The organism is Frankia sp. AgKG'84/4 (assembly GCF_023242965.2).
Taxonomy (GTDB): Bacteria; Actinomycetota; Actinomycetes; order Frankiales; family Frankiaceae; genus Frankia.
In genome coordinates this window covers 1-3,905 of record NZ_JALKFU020000520.1, presented here as the reverse complement: position 1 = coordinate 3,905, position 3,905 = coordinate 1, and the positions used below count along the sequence as shown (strand labels likewise).

The window sequence follows — 3,905 nt, the reverse complement described above, 5'->3', positions numbered from 1 at the left end:
GCCCGCGCGCCGGCGGGCGGCCGACCCCGTTCGCGCGTGGCCCGCCCGCTCCCGGCCGCCGGTGATCAACCATGGTGGCGCTTCTACCCGCGATCCGACGGATCATGGCGTCTGATTTGGGTTTGGGGTGAGTGCGGGTGTCGCGAGGGACGGTCCGCCGCCGGGCACTGCCCCGAGGCCGGATCGCCGACGCCCGCCCGACACGGAATATCCATGGCGAGGTTGTATCAGTAATCTGCTTTTACTTTGACGATTTAGGGTTCATCGATTTTCGGGTCGGCGGAATGTTCGGTCGAGTCGCACCGTCGACGGATAGCTGTATGACGGTGTTGTCTCCGTGTCCGCGCCCAAATATTTTTTGTCCACCCCTGTTCGGACCTGTCGTTGTTGGTTAGTCTTTTGCCGAGCAGTCGTAGAACGGGCAGTTTGGAGTCTGTGAGGGGCTGTATGCGAGGGCGTTCATCGTCGCGCGGTTCGCGTGAACTGGTGTCCGTGGACGGCGAGGGTGGCGTCGCGGGTTCCGTCCACTCCAAGAAAACGGGGAGCGATATGAACAGTGTCGACATTGCGTTGAAGGAGTCGCTGGAGATCGGGGGCGCGCTCGGCGCCGCCCTCGTCGATTTCACCAGCGGTATGACCCTCGGCACGGCCGGCAGCGCCCACGCGCTGGATCTCGACGTCGCGGCCGCCGGGAACACCGAGGTCATCCGGGCGAAACTGCGCACCATGGAGAGCCTCGGCCTGCAGGACACGATCGAGGACATGCTGATCACCCTCGGTCGCCAGTACCACCTCATCCGGCTGCTGCAGAGTCATTCCGGCCGCGGCCTTTTCCTCTACCTGGTGCTCGACAAGAACCGGGCGAACCTGGCCTTGGCCCGCCACCGGCTGCGTGGCATCGAGTCGCAGCTCGACGTCTGACCCCGGCGCGCGACCCTCGCCGCCGCGGGTCCGGCTGCCCGAAAGAGAGCAGACTGGTGCCGACTCGGCTGGGAGGTGGCATGACGGTAGCGGCTGGGACGACAGCGGCCAACTCGGTGATGGCCGGTGTGGTGGTGGGCGGGGCGGTGGCCTCGTGACAACCACGCCGACACTGCGGATCCGCGGGGCGGTGCTCGTCGGCCCCGCGGAGGTCCGGGACGAGCTGTGGGTCATCGACGGACAGGTCAGTTTCACGGCCCCGACCGGCGCGGCCGCCCAGGACGTGCGGACGGTGTCGGGCTGGGTGCTGCCCGGCCTGGTCGACGCGCACTGCCATGTCGGCCTCGCGTCGCACGGCGCCGTCGACCAGGCCACCGCCGAGGAACAGATCCACATGGACCGGGCGGCGGGTGCGCTGCTCCTGCGCGACGCCGGCTCACCGGCCGACACCCGGTGGGTCGACGACCGGGACGACCTGCCTCGGCTCATCCGGGCCGGCCGGCACATCGCCCGCACCCGCCGCTACCTCCGCAACTACGCGGTCGAGATCGAACCCGAGGACCTTGTCGGCGAGATCGTCACGCAGGCCGGGCGGGGCGACGGCTGGGTGAAGATCGTCGGTGACTGGATCGACCGGGAGCTGGGCGACCTCGCCCCCTGCTGGCCGGCGGACGCCGCGAAGGCCGCGATCGACGCCGCGCACGCCGCCGGTGCCCGGGTCACCGCCCACTGTTTCGCCGAGAGTGCCCTCACCGACCTCGTCGAAGCCGGCATCGACTGCATCGAGCACGCCTGCGGCCTGACCGAGGACACGATCGGGCTGTTCGCCGAACGCGGCGTCGCGATCGTGCCGACGCTGATCAACATCGCCACGTTCGAGAACATCGCCCGTGGCGCCGAGGCGAAGTTCCCCGCGTACGCGGCCCACATGCGTGACCTGCAGGCACGCCGCTACGAGACGATCGGCGCCGCGCACGACGCCGGCATCCCGATCTACGTCGGCACCGACGCCGGCGGCAGCCTGGCCCACGGGCTCGTCGCCGCCGAGGTCGCCGAGCTGCGCCGCGCCGGCCTGTCCACCGAGGCGGCCCTCGCCGCCGCTACCTGGTCCGCCCGCGAGTGGCTCGGCCATCCCGGCCTCACCGAAGGCGCCCCCGCCGACCTCGTCGTCTACCCGTCCGATCCCCGCATCGACCTCGGCGTCCTCACCGACCCGACGCTCATCGTGCTGCGCGGCCAGCCGGTCGCGTAGACCGCCCAGACGGGCCCGGGTCGGCCCGGTGGTTCTGGTTGGCCCGGTGGTTCTGGTTGGCCCGGTGGTTCAGGTCGGCCAGGTGGCGGTTTCGGCCGCGTGGCGCAGGACGTCCGCGTACGGGTCCGGGTCCAGGCCGGCCGCCGTGAGCCAGGCGGGGGAGTAGTAGCTGTCGGCGTAGCGGTCGCCGCCGTCGCACAGCAACGTGACGATGCTGCCCTCGCGGCCCTCGGCGACCAGTTCGCACGCCAGCCGGAGCGCACCCCACAGGTTCGTCCCGGTCGACGGTCCCGCGCGCCGGCCCGAGTTGGCCCGCAGGAACTGCATCGCGGCGATCGAGGCCGCGTCCGGCACGCCGATCATGCGGTCGACGACCTCGGGCAGGAAGCTGGGCTCGACACGGGGTCGGCCGATGCCCTCGATGCGGGAGCTGCGGCCGGTGGCCTGCGGATCACCGGTCGTCCACGAGCGGTAGAACGCCGAGCCGTCCGGATCGACGACGCACAGGGACGTGTCATACCGGCGGTAGCGCAGATACCGGCCGATCGTCGCGCTGGTACCGCCGGTGCCGGCGCCGACGACGATCCAGGTGGGCACCGGATGACGTTCCAAGGCCATCTGATCGAAGATCGACTCGGCGATGTTGTTGTTGCCGCGCCAGTCCGTGGCCCGCTCCGCATGGGTGAACTGGTCCATGTAGTGGCCGCCGGTCGCCTCCGCCAGGCGCTGTGCCTGTGCGTAGACGGTGGTCGCGTCGTCGACCAGGTGGCAGCGGCCGCCTGCCCGCTCGATCAGGGCGATCTTGGCGATGCTCGTGGTCGCCGGCATCACCGCGACGAACGGCAGGCCGAGCATGCGCGCGAAGTACGCCTCCGAGATCGCCGTCGAGCCCGACGACGCCTCGACGATCGTCGTACCCTCAACGATCCAGCCGTTGCACAGCCCGTAGAGGAACAGTGAACGGGCGAGCCGGTGCTTCAGCGAGCCGGTCGGATGCGTCGACTCGTCCTTCAGATAGAGGTCGACACCGCGCTGCGCCGGCCACAGCGCGAGCGGGAGCAGATGCGTGTCCGCGGACCGGTTCGTGTCGGCCTCGACGCGCGCGATGGCCGCGTGGACCCACCGGCGGTTCCGCGGGCCGGGCGCAGCGTCCATACGTGCCATCCAACCCGTCGCACGCCCGGGTGGCCCACCGATTACACGCTGGCCCGATGGTGGCCCGATGGTGGCCCGATGGTGGCCCGACGGTGCGGTGCCGGCGGGACAGGGGCGCCGCTCAGAGCAGGGTGCCGAAGACCTGGGTCCAGTAGGTGCCGAACTCACCGCCGGTGGCATAGCCGACGCCGATCTGGCGCAGCTGGGGGATGAGGATGTTCGCCCGGTGGCCGGGGCTGTTCATCCAACCGGTCACCACCTCCTGCGCCGTGGTCTGGCCGGCGGCGATGTTCTCCGCGACCCGGGAGTAGCGGTAGCCGAGCGCGACCACCCGGTCGGAGACCGTCCGTCCGTCGGGGCTCGTGTGGGCGAAATAGCCGCGGGCCGCCATGTCCCGGCTGTGCGCGTCGGCGGCGGCGGCGAGCATCGCGTCGACACCGAGCGGGCTCAGGCCCACCCGCTCCCGCTCGGCGTTCGTCAGGGCGACCACCTGGGCGAGCATCGGCGTCGATCCGGCGCCGCCCCCCGGGCCCGGCGAGGTCGGGGCGGTCGCCCGCGACGCTCCGACCACCGGTAC

4 protein-coding genes are annotated in these 3,905 nt (G+C 70.9%); 2 read left to right on the top strand and 2 right to left on the bottom strand.

Annotation, left to right across the window (positions count from 1 at the left end; genetic code table 11):
- The first annotated feature begins 549 nt into the window (after positions 1-549).
- Positions 550-921, top strand: a complete 372-nt coding sequence (locus MXD58_RS22420; protein ID WP_248839750.1) for a hypothetical protein — start codon at positions 550-552, stop codon at positions 919-921.
- A gap of 154 nt (positions 922-1,075) precedes the next feature.
- Positions 1,076-2,173 carry an amidohydrolase family protein gene (locus MXD58_RS22415; RefSeq protein WP_248839751.1) on the top strand — a complete coding sequence of 366 codons (1,098 nt, stop codon included), beginning with the start codon at positions 1,076-1,078 and terminating at the stop codon, positions 2,171-2,173.
- A gap of 69 nt (positions 2,174-2,242) precedes the next feature.
- Here MXD58_RS22415 and cds1 read toward each other — a convergent pair whose 3' ends face one another.
- Positions 2,243-3,328 carry an L-cysteine desulfhydrase Cds1 gene (cds1, locus tag MXD58_RS22410; protein ID WP_248839752.1) on the bottom strand — a complete coding sequence of 362 codons (1,086 nt, stop codon included), beginning with the start codon at positions 3,326-3,328 and terminating at the stop codon, positions 2,243-2,245.
- 121 nt (positions 3,329-3,449) lie between these two features.
- Positions 3,450-3,905 (bottom strand): CAP domain-containing protein (locus MXD58_RS22405; protein WP_250609870.1); only part of this gene is annotated, 456 nt, incomplete at its 5' end.

Coding starts and splice junctions, on each gene's coding strand:
- cds1 (WP_248839752.1), bottom strand. CDS start 3,328: ATGGACGCTGCGCCCGGCCCGCGGAACCGCCGGTGGGTCCACGCGGCC.
- MXD58_RS22420 (WP_248839750.1), top strand. CDS start 550: ATGAACAGTGTCGACATTGCGTTGAAGGAGTCGCTGGAGATCGGGGGC.